The organism is Shinella sp. (assembly GCF_052438155.1).
Lineage (GTDB): Bacteria > Pseudomonadota > Alphaproteobacteria > Rhizobiales > Rhizobiaceae > Shinella.
Window position 1 is genome coordinate 1 of the sequence record NZ_JBQVPI010000017.1, and the last position, 20829, is coordinate 20829.

At 65.1% G+C, this 20829-nt stretch carries 12 protein-coding genes; 3 read left to right on the top strand and 9 right to left on the bottom strand.

The genetic code is table 11. The features are described 5' to 3' along the window. Positions 1-242 (top strand): hypothetical protein (locus tag ACT6VE_RS24275; RefSeq protein WP_444800924.1); only part of this gene is annotated, 242 nt, incomplete at its 5' end. Positions 243-495: 253 nt separating this feature from the next. Here the strand turns inward: ACT6VE_RS24275 and ACT6VE_RS24280 are convergent. Further along, positions 496-1440 carry an AEC family transporter gene (locus ACT6VE_RS24280; protein WP_444800925.1) on the bottom strand — a complete coding sequence of 315 codons (945 nt, stop codon included), beginning with the start codon at positions 1438-1440 and terminating at the stop codon, positions 496-498. A 522-nt stretch (positions 1441-1962) separates the two neighbouring features. Between ACT6VE_RS24280 and ACT6VE_RS24285 the strand changes: the two genes are divergently transcribed. Further along, positions 1963-7413, top strand: coding sequence for an alpha-2-macroglobulin family protein (locus ACT6VE_RS24285; RefSeq protein WP_444801012.1), 5451 nt, complete (start codon positions 1963-1965; stop codon positions 7411-7413). Positions 7414-7427: 14 nt separating this feature from the next. Then, positions 7428-9512, top strand: a complete 2085-nt coding sequence (gene pbpC / locus ACT6VE_RS24290; RefSeq protein WP_444800926.1) for a penicillin-binding protein 1C — start codon at positions 7428-7430, stop codon at positions 9510-9512. Positions 9513-9793: 281 nt separating this feature from the next. On the opposite strand, the gene ACT6VE_RS24295 is transcribed toward pbpC, so the two are convergent. The 8 genes from ACT6VE_RS24295 to ACT6VE_RS24330 form a co-directional block, all read right to left on the bottom strand. Next, a complete protein-coding gene (locus ACT6VE_RS24295; protein ID WP_444800927.1) occupies positions 9794-10594 on the bottom strand; it encodes a crotonase/enoyl-CoA hydratase family protein in 801 nt (266 codons plus the stop codon). Positions 10595-10692: 98 nt separating this feature from the next. Continuing rightward, positions 10693-11568 carry a hydroxymethylglutaryl-CoA lyase gene (locus tag ACT6VE_RS24300; protein WP_444800928.1) on the bottom strand — a complete coding sequence of 292 codons (876 nt, stop codon included), beginning with the start codon at positions 11566-11568 and terminating at the stop codon, positions 10693-10695. Next, positions 11565-13550 (bottom strand): acetyl/propionyl/methylcrotonyl-CoA carboxylase subunit alpha, encoded by a 1986-nt coding sequence (locus ACT6VE_RS24305; RefSeq protein WP_444800929.1) that lies wholly within the window; start codon positions 13548-13550, stop codon positions 11565-11567. The genes ACT6VE_RS24300 and ACT6VE_RS24305 overlap by 4 nt, the downstream gene beginning before the upstream one ends. A gap of 9 nt (positions 13551-13559) precedes the next feature. Beyond that, positions 13560-13943: a RidA family protein gene (locus tag ACT6VE_RS24310; RefSeq protein WP_444800930.1), complete on the bottom strand. Its 384-nt coding sequence runs from the start codon at positions 13941-13943 to the stop codon at positions 13560-13562. 13 nt (positions 13944-13956) lie between these two features. After that, the gene (locus ACT6VE_RS24315) at positions 13957-15564 is read right to left on the bottom strand and encodes a carboxyl transferase domain-containing protein (RefSeq protein WP_444800931.1); all 1608 of its coding nucleotides are present in this window, start codon (positions 15562-15564) and stop codon (positions 13957-13959) included. Next, positions 15564-16712 carry an isovaleryl-CoA dehydrogenase gene (locus tag ACT6VE_RS24320; RefSeq protein ID WP_444801013.1) on the bottom strand — a complete coding sequence of 383 codons (1149 nt, stop codon included), beginning with the start codon at positions 16710-16712 and terminating at the stop codon, positions 15564-15566. The genes ACT6VE_RS24315 and ACT6VE_RS24320 overlap by 1 nt, the downstream gene beginning before the upstream one ends. Positions 16713-16748: 36 nt before the next feature. Next, positions 16749-20210, bottom strand: coding sequence for an indolepyruvate ferredoxin oxidoreductase family protein (locus ACT6VE_RS24325; protein ID WP_444800932.1), 3462 nt, complete (start codon positions 20208-20210; stop codon positions 16749-16751). A 163-nt stretch (positions 20211-20373) separates the two neighbouring features. Continuing rightward, positions 20374-20826 carry an Lrp/AsnC family transcriptional regulator gene (locus ACT6VE_RS24330; protein ID WP_444800933.1) on the bottom strand — a complete coding sequence of 151 codons (453 nt, stop codon included), beginning with the start codon at positions 20824-20826 and terminating at the stop codon, positions 20374-20376. Positions 20827-20829: the final 3 nt, after the last annotated feature.

Here is a 20829-nt window from a genome sequence, read left to right on the forward strand (position 1 = left end):
TGTCCGACAATCCGGTGGCGCTGCCGACCGCATCGAATGAAGGTGCAGCGGCAACGACCGAAGGCGGCGCGACTGCTACCGAGGGTGCGGCTCCGGCTGACGGCGGCGCGGCCGCGACGACGACCGAAGGTGCAACGACCCCGGCAGAGGGTGGCGCTGCGGCCACCACGACCGAGGGCTCCACCCCGGCCGAAGGCGGCACGACGCACGGCACCACGACCGAACAGCCGGCTGCTCAGTAAAAAAGCCAACGGCAAGACAGACAAACAAAACCCGGCCTTCGCGCCGGGTTTTTTGTTGCTACCACCCTCATCCGCCTGCCGGCACCTTCTCCCCGCTGGGGAGAAGGGGAAGATCACCAGCGCCTCGTTTCCCTTCTCCCCTCGGGGAGAAGGTGGCCCGAAGGGCCGGATGAGGGGGTATCCACGATCGCCGTTCGTCAGCCGTAGAGATCTGGCTTTCGCACTATATTCATGCCTCCACAGAAAAACCGTTTCAGCCGAGCAACCAGGCCCAGAAGGATACGGTGAAGACGCCGAGCGCCGTCGTCATGGTGATCGTCGAGGAGGCGAGCGCGTGGCCGACGCCGAAATGGTTGGCGAGCAGCCAGGCATTGACGCCCGTCGGCACAGAGGATGTCAGCACCATGGCTGCCGTCCATTCCGGGCTGAGGCCGAGCAGGCGGCAGGCGACATAGACGCAGCCGGGCAGCACGACGAGCTTGAGGCTGGTCATTGCCAGCGCGATGCCGGCATTGCCGCCGACCTTGTACTTATTGAGCGCCATGCCGATGGAAACGAGCGCCGCCGGTGCCGCCATCGCCGCCAGTTGATCGACCACCACCTTCACCGGGCCTGTGAGCGGCACGCCACCCGCGTGGAACAGCGCACCGGCGGCGAGGCCGATTACCAGTGGGTTGCGCACGAGGCTCTTGCCGATGCCGAGCAGAAGTGCTGCGAAACTCTGCGGCGCGCGCGTGCCCTCCTTCCGCTCCGCCCGTTCCATAAGGATAGTCCCGGCAATCATCATGACCGGCAGATGTACGGAAAGCAGCACCGAGATCGCCACCAGGCCCTCATCGCCGACGATGCGCGCAACGAGCGGCAGCCCGATGAAGACGGTGTTGGCAAACGCCGATGAGACGCCGGCGAGAACCCCGATCCGCCGATCGCGCTTGAAGCCGAGTGTCGCCACCAGATGGGCGATCGTCCACGTTACGGCAACGGCTGCGAAATAGGCGACCCAGATGCGCAGCGGCGATTCGCCGGCAAAATCCGCTTCCGCGATGGTGCGGAACAGCAGCAGCGGAACCGCGACCCGGAAGACGAATTCACCAAGCCCTTCCCCCAGTTCCCCCCGGAGATAGCCGGTGCGTACGAGCAACCAGCCGATCAGGATCAGCGCGAAGACAGGCAAAACGTTGAGAGCGACATCCGACATGAAACCGTCCCGGAGGAGAATGGAGGGACGGCTGGCGAACCGTCTCGAGGGCGGATTTCATCGGTAGAGCAATCGCCGGGAGGGGTCCAGCACGAGATGCTTGGCGAATGCCAGAAATGAAAAAAGCGAGGGCCGAACCCCCGCTTCCTCATCCCGGCTTGGCCAGGGAAGTGTTTCGCTCAGTGCCAGTACATCCGTGGTCACTGCGTTTGCCGAAACACGACTTTCGTGTCTGACGAGGTTTCTAGCGAGCCGCTGTTACAGCGGTATGACAGGAGAACGCTCGTTGATGGAGTGAAGTCTGCGCGCATATGGTTAACAAAAAGTTAACACATGGACTCGTGAAAATTTTCCGCATTTCCGGCGATTGAACGGCGAGGCTGAAACGTCTTCACCCTGGTTCCATGCGCCACCCCCTTTCCGGTCTCCCCGACAACGGCGTCTTTCGATTGACAAGCCGATCCGGGGTCTGGACAGTGGCGGCGGCAAAGAGACGGGCAGCGTTAGGAGGACTTGATGTCTATGCGCGCAATCTTCGGTTTCTCGGCACTTCTTCTGGCGGCCGTCGCCTCTCCTCCCCTCCCCGCCCATGCAGAAGAGACGCGCACCGTCGTGACGACGGAAAACAGCGACTATTTCGGCTTCGACCTGCGCACCGTGCAGGACGTGACGCTCGACCAGTGCAAGACGGATTGCGTCGACGACCTGTCCTGCCGCGCCTTCACCTATAATCCAAAGGTGAAGTGGTGCTTCCTGAAGAGCGACTTCAACCAGCTCAACCATTTCCAGGGCGCGGTCGCCGGCAAGATCATAAAGGCTGACAACGCCGCCGACATTGGCGCGCCGCCGGCCATGCCCTTCATCAGCGAATACATGACGAGCGATGCCCGCTCCTTCCGCGACGGCCTTTCGCTTGCGGCCGAACATACCGGCCAGGGCGCCGAAAGTCTCGCCTCGCTCGGCCGCATCGAATCCGCCTCCAGCCGCTTCGATCAGGCGCTCGTCGCCTATAAGGGTGCGCTTTCGCTTGGCCCGGACGACTACTATCTGTGGATCGAGACAGCCGAATCCATGGGCCGCGCCGTCGGCAACAGCTATCTCGCCGGCCAGGGGGCGCTTGCAGCGATCAACGCCTACCAGCTGTCGCGTTCGACGGAAACGCGGGCGCGGGCACTTGCCGTGCTCGCCGATACGCTCGACAAGTCGGGTAACTACCGCGCCGGCATCAATGCCTACAAGGCAAGCCTTGAGCTGAAGGACGATGTCGCGGTCCGTTCGGCCTATCTTGGCCTTCGCGCCCGCCAGGGTTTTCGCATCGTCAATCACACGATCGACTCGGATAGCGCGACGCCGCGCGCCTGCGTCGAGTTTTCCGAGCCGCTCGTCAAGTCTGGTGCCGACTACGCTTCCTTCGTCACGCTGGATGGCGCGGCTCCCAAAGCAGTGGAAGCCAAGGACCGGCAGATCTGCGTCGAGGGCCTGAACCACGGCCAGCGCTACAAGATCGCCTTCCGCCCCGGCCTGCCGTCGGCGGTCGATGAGCCGCTGGAATCCATGGTCGATCTCGACATCTACGTGCAGGACCGCGCCGCCACGGTGCGCTTCACCGGTGACGGCTTCGTGCTGCCCGGCAGCGTGCGCCGCGGCATTCCGATCGTCTCGGTCAACACCGACAGCGCCGACCTGAAGCTCTACCGCGTCGGCGACCGCGCGATCGCCGGGCTTCTCGCCGACAGCCGGTTCCTGACCCAGCTCGACGGCTATTCCGCCGAGCGCATCGAAAGCCAGAACGGCCAGCTCGTCTGGCAGGGCAAGATCGACATTTCGCCGGAACTCAACAAGGACGTCGTCACCAGCTTCCCGGTCGACGAGGCCCTGCCGGAGCGCAAGCCCGGCGTCTATGTTCTGACCGCCGCCGCCTCAAACGGCCGCAGCAACGAATGGGACGCGAAGGCCACGCAGTGGTTCGTCGTCTCGGATGTCGGTCTCACCACCTATGCCGGCACCGACGGCCTCAACGTCTTCGCCCGCTCGCTCGATAGCGCAGCACCGCTGGAAGGCGTCGATCTCCAGCTGATCGCCACCAACAACGAAGTGCTCGGCACAGCGACGACCGATGCGGAGGGCCGCGCGACCTTCACCGCCGGCCTGATGCGCGGCACCGCAGCGATGACGCCCGCCGTCATCCTTGCGAAGAAGGGTGAATCCGACTTCGTCTTCCTCGACATGACGCGCGCCGGCTTCGACCTTTCCGACCGCGGCGTCACCGGCCGCCCGGCCCCGGGCGCAATCGACGTGCTCGCCTGGACCGAGCGCGGCATCTACCGCGCCGGAGAAACGGTGCATGCTTCGGCGCTGGCCCGCGATATCGAAGCCAATGCCGTCGAAAAACTGCCGCTCACCTTCGTCTTCAACCGGCCGGACGGCGTGGAAGACCGACGCCTCGTCTCTGATGGCGCAGCCCTCGGCGGCCATACCATCGATCTGGCCCTGCAGACCAACAGCATGCGCGGCACCTGGACGATGCAGATCTACACCGACCCGAAGGGCACGGCGATTGCCGAAAAGACCTTCCTCGTCGACGATTTCGTGCCGGATCGCATCGAATTCGACATGACGAGCACCGCGAAGGACATCGAAACCGGCGTGCCGGCCCCCGTTTCCGTTGAAGGCCGCTATCTCTACGGCGCGCCGGGCGCAGGCCTTGAGATCGAGGGCGACGTCGCACTGAAGCCGACACGCGCCGACCCGGCCTATCCCGATTACGTCTTCGGCCTCACGGACGAAGAGGCGATCGAGGAAAGCACGACGCCGCTTGAAGGCCTCGACGTGCTCGACGACGAGGGCAAGGCGACCTTTGACGTCACCGTCACCGATCTTCCCTCAACCACGCAGCGCCTCGAAGCACTGGTTACGCTGCGCATGACGGAGGCCGGCGGCCGTGCCGTCGAACGCTCGCTCACGCTGCCGGTCAAGGCGACCGGCCCGATGATCGGCGTGAAGCCGGAATTCAAGGGCGAACTTTCGGAAAACAGCGTCGCCAACTTCCACGTTGTCGCTGTCGGCCCGGATGGCGCCAAGCTGGCAATGCAGGGCATGCCCTGGAAGCTGCTCGCTGTCGAACGGAACTACCAATGGTACCGCGATGGCAGCTCCTGGCGCTATGAGCCGGTGCTCTCGACGAAACAGCTCGCCAACGGCACGCTCGACGTCGCATCCGATGGCGGCAAGATTTCCGTTCCCGTCACCTGGGGACGCTACCGCCTGGAAGTCGAAAGCCCCGAGCCGGACGGCCCGGCGACCAGCATCGAATTCGACGCCGGCTGGTATGTCGCGGCGACCTCGACGGAAACGCCCGACGCGCTGGAAATCTCGCTCGACAGGGAAAACTATGCGGTCGGCGATACGGCCAAGCTGAAGATCTCGCCGCGCCACGCCGGCCAGGTGCTGGTCACCATCGGCGCCGAAAGCCTGATCGCCACCCAGACCGCCGCCATCGGCGCCGAGGGCGGCGAGGTGGAAATCCCGATCACCAAGGAATGGGGACCGGGTTCCTACGTCACCGCGACGCTCTTCCGCCCCGGCTCCGACCAGGAAAGCCGCATGCCGATGCGCGCCATCGGCGTCACCTGGCTGAAGGTGGACCCGGCGGCACGCAAGCTTAACCTCACCCTCGACGTGCCGGAAAAGACGCTGCCGCGCCAGCCGCTCGACATTTCGCTGCAGGTCGCCGGTGCCGGTGTCAACGAGGAGGCCTATATCACGGTCGCCGCCGTCGACGTCGGCATTCTCAACCTCACCAAGTATGAAGCGCCCGATCCGGCCGGCTGGTACTTTGGTCAGCGCCGCCTCGGCATGGAAATCCGCGACCTCTACGGCCGCCTGATCGACGGCTCGCTCGGCGCCACCGGGCGGCTGCGCACCGGCGGCGACGGCGGTGAAGGCGCGCTGCAAGGCAACCCGCCGACCGAAAAGCTCGTCGCCTTCTTCTCCGGCCCCGTGAAGCTCGATGCCGAGGGCAAGGCGAAGGTCAGTTTCGACATCCCGCAGTTCAACGGCACCGCCCGCCTCATGGCCGTTGCGTGGACGAAGACCGGTGTCGGCAGTGCCTCGAAAGACGTCATCATCCGCGATCCGGTCGTGGTGACGGCGAGCCTGCCGAAGTTCCTGGCGCCCGGAGACCGCGCGGATCTCAGGCTCGACATCGCCAATACGGATGCGCCGGCCGGCGACTACACGGTCGAGATCACGCACAATGCGTCGGTCATGGTCGAACAGACCGGCGCCGGCCAGACAATCAAGCTGGAGCCCGGCGGCAAGACGGCACTCACCTTGCCGCTGATCGGCGGCGAGGCGGGCGACGGCGTCGTGACGGTCAAACTGTCGAACGGTTCTGGAATGTCGCTTGAACAGGCGCTCAATGTGCCGGTGCGCCCGGCCGCCATGCCGATCACCACGCGCCGGCCGATCGAGATTGCCGCCAATGGCAGCCTGACGATCGACGACCAATTGCTCGCCGACAGCCGGCTTGCTGGCGCTTCGGTCAGCCTCAGCGTCTCGCGCGCCGCGGCCTTCGACATTCCCGCACTCCTGATGGCGCTCGACCGCTACCCCTATGGCTGCGCCGAGCAGACGACGAGCCGCGCGCTGCCGCTGCTCTATCTCAGCGAACTCTCCAAGCAGTCCGGCCTGCCGGAAGACACGGAGACGCAGAAGCGGGTGCAGGACGCGATCTATCGCGTGCTCGCCTACCAGTCCTCCTCGGGCAGCTTCGGCCTCTGGGGTCCGGGCTACGGCGATCTCTGGCTCGATGCCTTCGTCACCGACTTCCTGACGCGGGCCCGCGAACAGAAGTTCGACGTGCCGGAGCAGGCCATGCTGCAGGCCCTCTCCAACCTGCAGAATGCGATCTCCTATGACATCAATGTCAGCACACAGGGCAACGAGATCGCCTACGCGCTCTATGTGCTCGCCCGCAACCGCAAGGCCGCGATCAGCGACCTGCGCTACTATGCGGACACGAAGCTCTCGGAGTTCTCCTCGCCGTTGTCGCGCGCGCATCTGGCGGCGGCACTCGGCCTCTATGGCGATGCCCAGCGTTCGATGACGATTTTTTCGAATGCGCTCGGCCTGTCGCGTGACAGCATCCTGAATGCCAGCCTTTCGCGCAACGACTATGGTTCGTCGTTGCGTGACGGCGCTGCCGTTCTTGCCCTTGCTGCCGAGGCCCGGCCGGTTCCGGATATCATTCCGCAGCTGACGAAGATCGTCGCCAAGCAGTGGGAAGAGAAGCGCTGGACCAGCACGCAGGAACAAACCTGGATGCTGCTCGCCGCCCGATCCGTGAAGGATGCCGACAAGGACCTGAAGCTCGAAATCAACGGTGCCGAGCGCGCCGGCGGTTATGCCGCGCAGATGACGGGCAAGTCCCTCATGGAAAACCCGCTGACCATCGTCAACCGCACCGGCGAACCGGTCTCGGCCGTGCTGACCACGGTCGCGGCCCCCGCCGATCCGCTGCCGGCCGGCGGCGACGGCTTTGCCATCGAGCGCACCTATTACACGCTCGACGGCGAGGAGGCGAACATCACGGAGGCGACGCAGAACGAGCGTTACGTCGTGGTGCTGAAGGTGACGGAACAGAACGACTGGCCGTCGCGCATCATCATTACGGACCTCCTGCCCGCCGGCTTCGAGATCGACAATCCGAGCCTCGTCGACAGCGCCAAGCTTTCGAATTTCGATTGGCTCGGCGAGACCGAGGCGGCACATACGGAGTTCCGCTACGACCGCTTCGTCGCGGCCTTCAATCGCAGCCAGGGCGACAACCGCGAAGTCAGCCTCGCCTATGTCGTGCGCGCCGTAACCCCCGGCACCTATGACCTGCCGGCCGCGCAGGTGGAGGACATGTATCGTCCGCAATACTCCGCCCGCACGGCGACCGGCCGCATGCAGGTCGCCAAGGCCGAATAGGAAAGGTCCGGTCGATGGCGCTCTGGCGCAAGTTCCTCATAGGCTCCCTCGGCGGGGCGGCAATTATCGCCGCCCTCGCCTTCGGGCTCGACTATGCGGACAAGGCCTATCCGCCGCCGATCGCGGTGGCGACAACCGTCTCCAAAGAAGTGCTCGACCGCGACGGTCGCCTGCTGCGTGCCTTCGCGACACCGGATGGCCTCTGGCGGCTGAAGACCACCGCGACCGATGTCGATCCGCAGTTCCTGCGCATGCTGGTTGCGTATGAGGATCGTCGCTTCCAAGAGCATGCCGGCATCGACCCGCTGGCGCTGTTGCGCGCCGCCGGCCAGTTCGTCACCAATGGCCGCATCGTCTCCGGCGCCTCCACGCTTTCCATGCAGGTCGCCCGCCTGATCGAGCCGCGCGAAAACCGTTCGATGCTGGCGAAGCTGCGCCAGATGGCACGCGCCATCCAGCTCGAACGCCGGCTCTCGAAAGCGGAAATCCTCGATCTCTACCTGACGCTCGCCCCCTATGGCGGCAACCTCGAGGGCGTGCGCGCCGCAAGCCTCGCCTGGTTCGGCAAGGAACCGAAGCGGCTCACCGTCGCCGAGGCCGCCCTGCTTGTCGCCCTGCCGCAGCTTCCTGAAAAACGCCGGCCGGATCGGCACCGCGCCGTTGCGGAAAAGGCCCGCGAGCGCGTGCTGAACCGCATGGCCGTCTCCGAGATCATCGGCGAGGGCGAGGCCGAACGCGCGTCCGCCGAAGCCGTGCCGGATCGCCGCCGCCAACTCCCCTCCTACGCCGCCCATCTTTCCGAGCTGGCGCTGCGCAAGGACCCAAAGGCGATCAAGCACGAGACCTCGCTCGACCGCACGGTACAGGCCGGCCTCGAAACCGTCGCGCGGGAGGCGGCCGAACGGCTCGGCCCGAAAATCTCCATCGCCATGGTGATGGCCGATGCCCGCACCGGCGAAATCCTCGGCGAGGTCGGCTCGGCGGATTATTTCGACGGCAGCCGCGCCGGCTGGATCGACATGACCCGTATCCGCCGCTCGCCCGGCTCGGCGCTGAAACCGTTCATCTACGGCCTCGCCTTCGAGGAGGGCCTGGTCGCACAGGAAACCATCGTCGAGGATCGACCTTCCGATTTTTCCGGCTATCGCCCGCGCAATTTCGATATGACCTACCAAGGCGATGTCAGCGTACGTAAGGCGCTGCAACTGTCGCTGAACGTACCCGCCGTGCGCCTGCTCGAAGCCGTCGGCCCGACCCGCCTTATGGTGCGTTTCCGCCGCGCCGAGGTACAGGCCGTGCTGCCGCCGGGCGAGACACCGGGTCTCGCTATCGGGCTTGGCGGCCTCGGCATCACGCTGCGTGATCTTACCCAGCTCTATGCGGCACTCGCCAATCGCGGCATGCCCGTCCGGCTCGGCGACGGCATTTCCCGCGCGGCCGCGCAGATCGAGGGCGAACCGCTGCTCGACCCCGTCGCCGTCTGGCAGGTCTCCGACGTGCTCTCCGCCGTCACGCCACCGACCGGCAGCCGCCGCCTCGGCATCGCCTACAAGACCGGCACCAGCTACGGCTACCGCGATGCCTGGTCCGTCGGTTATGACGGCCGACACGTGCTCGGCGTCTGGGTCGGCCGTGCCGACAATGGCGCGGTGCCCGGCCTGACCGGCTACGGCGCCGCAGCCCCCATCCTGTTCGAGGCCTTCGCCCGCTCCGGCGTCGCCATCACCGCGCTGCCCCGCGCGCCGGCCGGCGCCGTGCGTATTGCGCAATCGGAGCTGCCCGCCAGCCTGCGCCGCTTCGCGATCACCGCCAATGGCCTCGTCGTCACCGCGGCACGCGAACCGGCACCGGAAATCATCTATCCGCCGGAAGGCGCCCATGTCGAACTCGGCGCCACGACGGGCGCGGACATCTCGCCGCTCGTGCTGAAACTGCAAGGCGGCCGCGCACCCTTCCGCTGGCTCGCCAATGGCAGGGTCCTGCCCGACGCCTCGCGCCGGCGCACGACGCAATGGATGCCGGAAGGTGCGGGTTTTTCGACGCTGACGGTGATCGATGCCGCCGGAAGGGCGGCGAGTGTGCGGGTGTTCATCGAGTAGCGCAGCCTGCCGCTTTAACCATAGCGATGGGATGACCACATGCCATGTTCCCTTCTCCCCCGCGGGGAGAAGGTGGCCCGAAGGGTCAGGTGAGGGGGTGTCCGAATGGCACGCTTGGCCTTTGTGCCTTCGGCATCCCCCTCATCCCGCTGCCGCGACCTTCTCCCCGCTGGAGAGAAGGGGCTCAATGACAACAGTTTCGTTCCACAGGCAATTTTCTTCCCTCGGGGACAGAAGGTTTGTCGAGGGGTAGAATTCCAAACGATGTCCGTCGGCCGCGATTACTTGCCGGAATCGCCCGGCACCCAGACAGGCTTGCGCTTCTCCAAAAACGCCGCAATCCCTTCCGCCGCCGCAGGCGTTTCCCAGGTATCCGCCAGCCGTGTCAGCGTCATCTCGATCAGCTTGTCGTCGATCGGTAAGGCGAGTGCATGGGCGAGCGCCTTGGCCGCGGCAACGGCCTCTGGCGACGCCGTGAAATAGGGCGCAATCTCCGCCTCGATCGCCGTATCCAGCCCATCCGCCGCAACGATGCCGCTCACCAGGCCGATGTCGCGGGCCGTCGGCGCATCGAACAGGCGGGCGGAGGTGGCGAAGCGCAGGAAGGCGGCAGGACCGATGCGCGCGGCGACATAGGGGCTGATCGTTGCCGGGATGAGGCCGAGACGGGTCTCGGTCAGGCCGAAGCGGGCGCCCTCCACGGCGATCGCCGCATCGCAGACGCTAATGAGGCCGACGCCACCGCCATAGGCCTGGCCGTTGACGCGGGCGACCAGCGGCTTTTTCAGATCGCGCAGCGCCTTCAGCATCAGGGCCAGCCGGCGCGCTTCCGCGATACGCTCCTCACGGGTGGCAGTGATCTGTTCCTTCATCCAGTTGAGGTCGCCGCCTGCGCAAAAACTCTCGCCCTCGCCGGTCAGCACGACCACGCGCACCGCCTTGTCGTCACCGAGCAGGCCAGCAATGGTGGTCAGTTCGCGGATCATCAGGCCTGAGAGCGCATTGTGTTGCGCGTGGCGGCGGAGCGTGAGGGCTGCTACGCCGCGCCTGTCGACGGATATGGAAATGGTCTCGAAATGCATGACTACCTCCTCCTCTAAAACATGCCGCGCAAAAATGTGCAGCGGCTTTGCGACAACGACATGCGAAAAATCAGGGACCTAAAGCGCGTTGCGAATCGCTAGCCACTTTTCCTGGAATCGCTTTTGCCGGTGACCTGCCGCGCAAAAGCAGCCGCCATTGCCAGCTTGTCCCGGTCTAGCCCCGTCTCGTAGCCTTCCGCCGCCAGCATATCGGCGACGGCGAGCGTATCCACATTGCCGCGCGCACCGGGCGCATAGGGGCAGCCGCCGAGCCCGCCGACCGAGGCATCGAAGACGGACAGCCCATGATCCAGCGCAACGCGGATATTGTCGAGCGCCAATCCGCTCGTATCGTGGAAATGGCCGGCAAGACTTTCCGGGGCGGCGACGGCGAGCACCCCATCCAGCATGGCCGCGACCTCGTTTGGACGCGCGCGACCGATCGTGTCGCCAAGGCTTACCTCATGGCAGCCGAGGCGCAGCAATTGTTCCGTCACCGCTGCCACCGCACGGGGCTCGACCGGGCCGTCATAGGGGCATTGCACGACGCAGCTGACATAGCCGCGCAGTGGAATGCCATCCGCTTTCGCGGCCTCCGCGACCGGTCGGGCGCGCTCGATGCTTTCGGCAATCGAGCAGTTGAGATTGGCGCGCGAAAAGCCTTCGGAGGCCGAGAGGAAGACAGCGACCTCATTGACGCCGGCGACCTTCGCCGCTTCGTAGCCCTTCATGTTGGGCACCAGCGCCGCGTAGGAAATGCCGGGCCGGCGCTCGATGCCCGCCATGACCTGCGCCCCGTCGGCAAGCTGCGGCACCCATTTGGGGCTGACGAAACTCGTTGCCTCGATGCGCGCGAAACCGCAGTCCGACAGGAGGTTGATCAATGCGATCTTGTCGGCGGACGGGATGATCGCCTTCTCGTTCTGCAAGCCGTCGCGGGCCGCCATCTCGACGATTTCGATGCGCCGGTTCATGCCGCCTCCTCGGGCTCCAGCGAGAGCAGAAGCGCACCCTCCGCCACCTGATCGCCCACCGCCACCGGCACCGCGGCCACCACACCGTCACGGGGTGCCGCCAGCACCAGTTCCATCTTCATCGCCTCCATGGTGACGAGCGCATCGCCCTTCGCCACACGTGCACCCGGCCCCACCGAGACGATGCGCACCAGGCCCGGCATCGGCGCCGAGAGCCGGTCGCCACCGGTCACCGTCTCGCCATGGTGGCTGGCCTCTTCGGCACGTACGAAGGCTTGGCTGTGACCGGCGAAAAAGACGACGATGTCGGCACGGTCGCTATGCACCATTGCCGGCAGGACGCGGCCATCGAGGTCCACCTGCAAGGAACAGCCGTTCGACGATCGAAGACGGATATCCGTTGCCAGGCCGTTGCGTTCGATGCGGAAGCGATCCTGGCCGAGGGTCGTGACGCGCAGGGCATGTTCCGCTCCGCCATGATCCAGAAAGACCGTCTGTGCGGCCTCGCCCCACAAGCGGAAGCCGCGGATATCGCCCCATGGGTCCGGGTCGGCCGGGGCGGCGAGGAAACCGAGCGCCGAAAGGGCAGCCAGTGCAAAAGCCTCCTCGGGGGCATCGGGTTCGGCCAGCAGCTCTTCGCCCGCCCGGCCGATCAGGCCCGTATCGACATCACCCGCGGCAAAGGCCGGCAGCAGGCACAGGCGGGCGAGGAAGCCGGCATTGGTCGTCACGCCGCCGACGCGGCATTGTTGCAGCGCCGTTTCCAGCTTCGCCAGAGCTTCCGCGCGGCTGCGGCCATGGGTGATGACTTTGGCGATCATCGGGTCGTAGAAGGGCGTGATGAGATCACCGGCCCGCACGCCGGAATCGATGCGGGCGCCGTCGGGCAGGTCGAAAACCGAGAGGCGGCCGGTCGCGGGCAGGAAGTCGCGCGCCGGGTTTTCCGCATAGAGCCGCGCCTCGAAGGCCCAGCCATCGATGGCAAGCTCCTCCTGCCGCTTCGGCAAGGGCTCACCGGCGGCGACGCGCAACTGCCATTCGACGAGGTCGAGACCGGTAATCGCCTCCGTCACCGGATGCTCGACTTGCAGGCGCGTGTTCATTTCCATGAAATGGAAGCGGTCCTGCCGCAAGCCTTCCGAAACGTCGGCAATGAACTCGACAGTACCAGCGCCGCTATAGTCGATCGCTGCCGCCGCGCGCACCGCCGCCGCTCCCATCGCCGCGCGCATTTCTGCCGTCATGCCGGGCGCCGGAGCCTCTTCGATGACCTTCTGGTGCCGGCGCTGGAGGGAGCAGTCACGCTCGAAGAGATGCACGACATTGCCGTGATTATCGCCAAAAACCTGCACCTCGATATGGCGGGGTTTCGCCATGTATTTTTCGACGAGCACGCGGCCATCGCCGAAGGCGCTTTCAGCCTCGCGGCGAGCGCTTTCCAGCGCCGCGCCAAAATCGGCAGGCCGCTCCACCCGCCGCATGCCCTTGCCACCGCCGCCGGCGCGCGCCTTGATCAGCACAGGATAGCCGATGGCCTCGGCCTCGACGGCGAGAAAGGCGGCGTCTTGCTTGTCGCCGTGATAGCCGGGCACCACGGGCACGCCCGCCTTTTCCATCAGCGTCTTTGCGGCATCCTTCAGGCCCATGGCCCGGATGGCGCTTGCCGAGGGGCCGATGAAGACGAGACCGGCCGCTTCCACCGCCTCCACGAAACCTGGATTTTCCGACAGGAAACCGTAGCCGGGATGCACCGCCTCCGCTCCGCTCGCCTTCGCCGCGTCGAGGATTGCCGTGATGTTCAGGTAGCTCTTCGCCGCTTCCGCAGGGCCGATGCGGATGGCCTCATCGGCCATTTCGACATGCAACGCCTCGCGGTCGGCGTCGGAATAGACGGCGACCGTTGCGACGCCCAGACGCCGGGCCGTGCGGATGACGCGGCAGGCGATTTCGCCGCGGTTGGCGATGAGGATTTTCCTGAACATCCTGACTTCCTATTGCGCTGCGATGGCTTCGACTTCGAGCAGCCACTTGCCGTCGAAGATCGATGCGATGACGACGCTCATCGCCGGAGCGTTCGCGCCGAGATACTCGCTTCGGATTTCACGATTGGCGGTCGCATGGTGCCGGTCGGAGAGAAAGGTGGTAACCTTGACGAGATCGGCCTTTGACATCCCGGCAGCCTTCAGCTGGGCGTCGATGTTGCGCCAGACGAGCCGCGCCTGGTCCTCGAAGCTCTCGGGCACCTTGTCGTCGTCCGAGACGGGGATCTGGCCGCTGATGAACAGCAGCGTCTTGAAATCCTCGATCTTCACGGCCTGCGAATAGCCGCCCCGCGGGGCGGGGGCGTTCTTGGCATTGACTGTTTCGCGCTTCATGGACTTGCCTCCTCTACATTCGGAAAATGCCGAAACGGGTGGGCTCGATCGGCGCGTTAAGCGCCGCCGAGAGCGAGAGCGCCAGCACATCGCGTGTCTTGCGCGGGTCGACGATGCCGTCGTCCCACAATCGGGCCGAGGCATAGAGCGGGTGGCTCTGGCGGGCGAACATGTCGATGGTCGGCTGCTTGAAGGCGGCCTCCTGCTCGGCACTCCAGTTGCCGCCGGTGCGCTCGATGCCCTCGCGCTTGACGGTTGCCAGCACGCCGGCCGCCTGCTCGCCGCCCATCACGGCGATGCGGCTGTTTGGCCAGGTCCAGAGGAAGCGCGGCGAATAGGCCCGGCCGCACATGCCGTAATTGCCGGCACCGTAGGAGCCGCCGATCAGCATGGTGAACTTCGGCACATTTGCCGTCGCCACAGCCGTGACGAGCTTGGCGCCGTTCTTGGCAATGCCTTCAGCCTCGTATTTGCGGCCGACCATGAATCCCGTGATGTTTTGCAGGAAGACGAGCGGAATACCGCGCTGGGCGCAGAGTTCGATGAAATGCGCGCCCTTCAGGGCGGCCTCTGAGAACAATACGCCATTGTTGGCGATGATGCCGACTTGGAGCCCGTGCAGGGCGGCAAAGCCGCAGACCAGCGTGGTGCCGAAGCGCGCCTTGAACTCGTCGAAGCGGGAACCATCGACCACGCGGGCAATCACCTCGCGCACATCATAGGGCGTGCGCGTATCGGCCGGCACGATGCCGAGCAGCTCTTCCGGGTCGTAGAGCGGGGCATCGCCCTCGCCGGATTTTGTAATCTCCGGCTTACGCGTATTGAGATTGGCCGCGATCTGCCGTGCAATCGACAAGGCGTGGCGATCATCGCGCGCCAAATGGTCGGCGACGCCGGAAAGGCGCGTGTGAACGTCGCCACCACCCAGATCCTCGGCTGTCACCACCTCGCCCGTCGCGGCCTTCACCAGCGGCGGGCCGGCGAGGAAGATCGTGCCCTGGTTCTCGACGATCACCGTCTCGTCGCTCATCGCCGGAACATAGGCGCCACCCGCCGTGCAACTGCCCATCACGACGGCGACCTGCGGAATGCCGGCGGCGGACATCTGGGCCTGATTGTAGAAGATGCGGCCGAAATGATCGCGATCGGGAAAGACCTCGTCCTGGTTCGGCAGGTTCGCGCCGCCGGAATCGACGAGGTAGATGCAGGGCAACCGGTTTTCCGCGGCAATTTCCTGCGCGCGCAGATGTTTCTTCACGGTGATCGGATAGTAGGTGCCGCCTTTCACCGTGGCGTCGTTGCAGACGATCATGCATTCGCGGCCGGAGACGCGGCCGATGCCGGCGATCATGCCGCCGGAGGGCGAGGCACCGTCATAGAGGCCGTGCGCGGCGGTGAGGCCGATTTCGAGGAACGGGGAACCGGGATCCAGCAACTGCGCCACGCGGTCGCGCGGCAACAGCTTTCCGCGCGCGACATGGCGCTCCCGCGCTTTCGCCCCGCCGCCGTCCATGGCAAGGCTGGCCGCCTCCTCGACAAGCCTCAGCGCATCAAGCATGGCCTTGCGGTTCGTCTCGAACGTTTCGCTGCGGGTGTTCACGGCCGAGGGGATGACCGGCATTACAGCGTCTCCTGAAAGATTTCGCGGCCGATCAGCATGCGGCGGATCTCGGATGTGCCGGCGCCGATCTCGTAGAGCTTGGCGTCGCGCAGCAGGCGACCGGTCGGATAGTCGTTGATATAGCCGTTGCCACCCAGCGCCTGGATGGCCTCCAGCGCGAGCTTCGTCGCCATTTCGGCGGAATAGAGGATGCAACCGGCGGCATCCTTGCGGGTCGTCTCGCCGCGGTCACAGGCGGCCGCGACGGCATAGACATAGGCGCGGCAGGCGTTGAGCGCGACATACATGTCGGCCACCTTGCCCTGCATCAGCTGGAACTCGCCGATCGACTGGCCGAACTGCTTCCGCTCGTGGATGTAGGGCACGACCACGTCGAGACAGGCAGCCATGATGCCGAGCGGACCGCCGGACAGCACGACGCGCTCATAGTCGAGACCGGACATCAGCACGTTGACGCCGCGCCCGACCGTGCCCATCACGTTCTCCTCCGGCACCTCGCAATCAACAAAGACCAGTTCACAGGTGTTGGAGCCGCGCATGCCGAGCTTGTCGAGTTTCTGGGCGGTCGAGAAGCCGGCAAAACCCTTTTCGATCAGGAAGGCGGTGATGCCGCGCGAACCCGCCTCGGGATCGGTCTTGGCATAGACCACCAGCACGTCGGCATCTGGCCCGTTGGTGATCCACATCTTGTTGCCGTTCAGCACGTAGCGCTGCCCACGCTTTTCGGCACGCAGCTTCATCGAGACGACATCGGAGCCGGCGCCCGGCTCGGACATGGCGAGCGCGCCGACATGTTCGCCGGAGATCAGTTTGGGAAGGTATTTCTGGCGCTGCTCGGGCGTGGCGTTGCGGATGATCTGGTTGACGCAGAGGTTGGAATGGGCGCCGTAGCTCAAGCCCACCGAGGCGGAGGCCCGGCTGATTTCCTCCATCGCAATGCAATGGGCGAGATACCCCATGCCGGAACCGCCATAGGATTCCGGCGCGGTAATGCCGAGCAAGCCGAGGTCGCCCATTTCCCGCCAGAGCGGCATGGGAAAATTGTTCGTGCGGTCGATCTCGGCCGCCTGCGGCGCGATACGATCCGTCGCGAAACGCCGCACGCTTTCGCGCAACGCCTCGATATCCTCCCCAAGCCCAAAACTCATGCCGGCGTCATACATGTCCGTCCTCCCCTTGCAGTCCTATGCGACTGCCTTTTCCCGTCCTGCCATATCAAAGGCCACACGCATTTCCGCTTCGCGCGCCTTCACCCGCTTCGCCGCGTCCTCCTTCACCGGCCCGTAGCCGCGAATCTCGCCGTAAAGCGCGGCAAGCGCAACGGCCGCGTCGAGGTTTTCACGACAGAGGTTTTTCAGCACATGCTCGACCAGCGCCGCGTAGTCGGTGATGAGCTGGCGCTCCATGCGGCGCTCGATGGTGCGGCCGAACGGGTCGAAGGCCGTGCCGCGCAGGCCCTTGAGGCTTGCGAGCACGCCGAAGGCCGGCACCATCCAGCGGCCGAAACGGCGTTTGCGCGGCCGGCCGTTCGCGTCCTCGCCCTGGAGGAACGGCGGCGCGAGGTTGAAGACGATGCGGTAGTTACCCTCGAACTGCTCCGAAAGCCCCGCCTTGAAGGCCGGATCGCTGAAGAGCCGCGCCACCTCGTACTCGTCCTTGTAGGCGAGAAGCTGGGCGTAGACATGCGCAACCCCGCGCGTCAGCCGGTCGTCCGGGCCAATCGCCTTTTCGGCATCCCGTACGCGATCCACAAGCGCCTTGTAGCGGTTGGCGAGGGCGGAATTCTGGTAGGCCGTCAGGTGTATCATGCGATGGGTGATGAGGTCTGCCGTCGCCATGGTCTCCAGTGTCGCGGTCCGCTTGTCCGGCTCCAGCAGGCGCTCGGCGCGGGCGGGATCGGCGGCAATCAGCCGGCCCCAGCCGAAGGCGGAGAGCGTGGCGTCGACCGCCACCCCGTTCAGCACGATGGCCTGTTCGATCGCCTGGCGGGTGAGCGGGATCAGTCCCTTCTGCCAGGCAAAACCGGTCATCAGGATATTCGTCGCCATCGCGTTGCCGGCAACCTTTTCGGCGACCGTGGTGAAATCGAGCAGGTGAGAAGGCTCCCGCAATGCGGCACGTACCGTGCCCTCGACGTCTCGTCGGCGGAAGTCGAAGTCCCGCTTGCGCACGAAATCGGCGACCGGCGTCAGCCTGGTGTTGACCACGCCCGTCGTGCGGTGATGATCGCAGAGCGTCACGGCATCCTTGGAGGAGGCCACCACGTCGTCGGCGGCGATCAGGAGGTCCGCGCCGCCCGTGATGATGCGGGGCGACGACACGTCCTGGTCGGAAAGGCCGATGCGCAGGTGGCTCATCACCGCGCCACCCTTCTGGGCAAGGCCTGCCATGTCGAGGATCATCGGCGACTTGCCGTCGAGATGAGCGGCCATGCCGAGGATGGCGCTGATCGTGAGGATGCCCGTGCCGCCGATGCCGGCGATGGCGATGTTGTAGGAGCGGTCGCCGATCTGGGCGATCTCCGGTTCGTGGATGCCTGTGAGGTCCGGGTTCGAGCGTGCCGTCTTGCGCAGCCGCCCGCCCTCCACCGTCACGAAGGAGGGGCAAAAACCCTTGAGGCAGGAATAGTCCTTGTTGCAGGTCGACTGGTTGATCTTGCGCTTGCGGCCGAGTTCCGTATCGAGCGGCTCGACGGAGACGCAGTTCGACTGGGTCGAACAGTCGCCGCAGCCTTCGCAAACGGCGGGGTTGATCATCAGGCGGACCGGCGGATCCTCCATCAGGCCACGCGAGCGGCGGCGACGCTTTTCGGCAGCGCAGGTCTGCACATAGACGATGGCCGAGCAGCCAGTCACGTCCCGGATGTCACGCATCACCCGGTCCATCTCGTCACGGTGGCGAATGATGACACCCGGCGCGAGCATGGAGGGCGAATAGGCTTCAGGATGGTCGGAGACGAGATAGATCGGTGCGACGCCCTCGTCATGCAATTGGCGCGTCACCGCCTCGGGGCTAAGTGGCCCATCGACAGCCTGCCCACCGGTCATTGCGACCGCGTCGTTATAGAGCAGCTTGTACGTAATATTGACACGAGCGGCGACCGACTGGCGCAAGGCAAGAATGCCGGAATGGTAATAGGTGCCGTCGCCGAGATTGACGAACATGTGTTTTTCGTCGGTGAAGGGCGCGATGCCGGACCACGGCACGCCCTCGGCACCCATATGCGTGAAGGTTGTCGTCTCACGGTCCATCCACTGCACCATGTAGTGGCAGCCGATGCCCGCCGCCGCACGGCTTCCCTCCGGCACTTTGGTGGAGGTGTTGTGCGGACAGCCGGAGCAGAAATAGGGCACGCGCTCGATGGGCGCGGCATGCGCCTTGCGGATCTTTTCGCGCTCCAGCAGGTAAGCGAGCTCGTCGGCGATCACCGTCTTCAGGCCGGCATCGAACTCCAGGTGCAGCAGGCGGGCGGCGATGGCGCGGGCGACCACGCCGACCGTCAGCGCCTGCGACAGGGGCAGAAAGGGATGGTCCTCATGGTCAAACTTGCCGATGATGCGGGGCCGTTCGCCGTGATGCCAGTTGAAGAGCTGCTGCTTGATCTGGTTTTCGATGATCTCGCGGCGCTCCTCCACCACGAGTACCTCTTCCAGCCCTTGCGAAAACTCGCGGACGCCTTCCGGCTCCAGTGGCCAGGGCATGCGGACCTTGTAGATGCGCATGCCGATCTCGGCCATTTCCGCCGGGCCGAGGGAAAGCTCCTTCAGCGCCTGAAGCACGTCCTCATAGGCTTTCCCCGAGGCGATGATGCCGAAGCGCGCCTTCGGTACATCGTGCGTCACCTCGTCGACCCGGTTGGCGCGAGCAAACGCGATGGCCGCATAACCCTTGTAGGTTTGTAGCCGCTCGTCCTGCGGCAGCGGCGGATCCGGCCAGCGCAGGCTGAGGCCACCCGGCGGCAACTCGAAATTCTCGGGCAGGACGAACTGCCGGCGCTCGCCGGCAAGATCGATGGAGGCGGTCGTCTCGACCGTATCGGAGATGAACTTCATGCCGACCCAGCAACCGGAATAGCGCGACATGGCAGTGCCAAGCAGACCGTATTCGACGAATTCGTGGATCGATGACGGATAAAGCACCGGCATCAGCGCCGACATGAAGGCATGGTCGGACTGGTGCGGGATGGACGACGACTTTGCCGAGTGATCGTCGCCCGCAAAACAGAGCACGCCGCCCTGTTTCGAGGTACCGGCGGCATTGGCGTGTTTGAAGACGTCGCCACAGCGATCGACACCCGGCCCCTTGCCGTACCAATAGCCGGCGACGCCGTCTTTGCGGGCACCGGGTGACAGATGAAGCTGCTGCGTGCCCCAGACGGCGGCGGCCGCCAGATCCTCGTTCACCCCCGGCCGGAACACGATGTCGTGCGCCGCCAGATGTTTGCCGGCTTTCGCCAGTTGCTGGTCGTAATTGCCGAGCGGCGACCCACGATAACCCGAGATGAATGCAGCAGTGTTCAGCCCCGCGGCACGGTCGCGCCGCATCTGAACGATGGGCAGGCGCACGAGTGCCTGGATGCCGGAAAGGAAGACCCTTCCCTCCTCCGCCGTATACTTGTCCTCGAGAGAAAAGCTCTGCTTCAGCATGACTTCCTCCTCGATGGCCATCCTCCACGAAAGCCATCCTCCATATCTAGGAGCCTACGCCGGGATTGGGAGGAGTGGGTCCTTATTTTCCCCTTGCAGCATCACGATTTAGGGATGGCGTCCGCAAAGCGGGCCTGTGGACGCAAAGCCATCCTACTGAGCCTTAGATCGGCACGCGGTGGGTGTTCTTCAGCTCATCGAGCGCGAAGCTCGAATTGACGAAACCGACGCCCGGCAAGCGCAGCAGGGCCTTCTTCAAAATCTCTTCGTACTGGCGCACGCTGCTGGTCAGCACGCGCAGCACATAGTCGTGCTCGCCGGTCATCGAGTAGCACTGCACGACTTCCGGCATGTTCTTCACCGCCTTCTCGAATTCGAGCAGCGTCACTTCGTCATGCTGCTTTAGCCGCACGAAGCAGAAGACCGAGACCTCGAAGCCGACGAGCTTCGGGTCGACCGCGACGATGCGGCCACGGATGATGCCGAGCCGCTCCATCTCCTTGATGCGCCGCCAGCACGGCGTATGGCTGAGGCCCACGCGCTCGCCGATCTGGGCGACCGTCAGCTCCGGTTCGCTCTGCAAAAGCCGCAGGATCTTGCGGCTCGTCTCGTCCATACC